Below are 763 nucleotides of genomic sequence, written 5' to 3' on the forward strand. Positions count from 1 at the left end.
GGTGTGAGAGCAGTCCGGCGACGGCTTGGACGATGTCGCTCATGTGCTCGCGTCGGCCGAGGTGTCGGGTCAGAGCCCGCCAGTTCTTGAGGTGCGCGATGCCGTGCTCGACGCGGATCCGGCGTGAGGAGTGCGCTTTGCGCTGGAGTGCGTGCCGTTCCTCGTACCAGGCGGGAGCGTTTTTCTTGAACTTGCGATGTGGTGGCGTCACCACCCGCCCGCCGGTCTGCGCTCCCATGCCCTGGTAGCCGGCATCCGCGAGGATCTCCATGAACGGTCCGTCGGCCAGGAGCTGCACCAGGCCCAGCTGCCGGGCCTGGGTGATGTCAGCGCAACTGCCTGGTCGGACTGGGCTGCAGAACAGCATGCGCCCCTCGGCGTCCGTGAGGACCATGGCCTTCACGGCGTTCTGCTTGGTCTTGCCGGAGACGAACTTGTCGCGGTCCCTGCGGCCTGCAGCGGGGCGTCGCACGCGGATCTCTGTGCCGTCGATGATGCCGGTCCGGCCGTTGGCGCCCAGGTACTCGACGACCTCGGCGAGACTACGCAGCCGGACGCCCGGCGCGATGGTGCAGCCCCGCAGCGCAAGCAGGGGCCGCACCTCGCCGATGGCGCGGGTGATGGTGGAGCGGTCCACGCCGAACCAGGAGGCCAGCACGTCATGAGTGGTGCCATGGCGCAGACTCACCAGCGTGGCCAGCAGCCGGTCGACGAAGACGAACTGGTGCTTCGCACCTGCTCCTACCGCCCGTTGCCGCGGCCG

At 68.8% G+C, this 763-nt stretch carries 1 protein-coding gene; it reads right to left on the reverse strand.

Translation table 11 applies throughout. The features are described 5' to 3' along the window. Nucleotides 1–763, reverse strand: a 763-nt coding sequence (locus tag SSP08S_RS54560) for a transposase family protein (protein WP_019076051.1), incomplete at both ends; no start/stop codon positions are given.

Origin of the sequence: Streptomyces hokutonensis, from assembly GCF_000376565.1 — a bacterium.
GTDB classification, from domain to species: Bacteria; Actinomycetota; Actinomycetes; order Streptomycetales; family Streptomycetaceae; genus Streptomyces; species Streptomyces hokutonensis.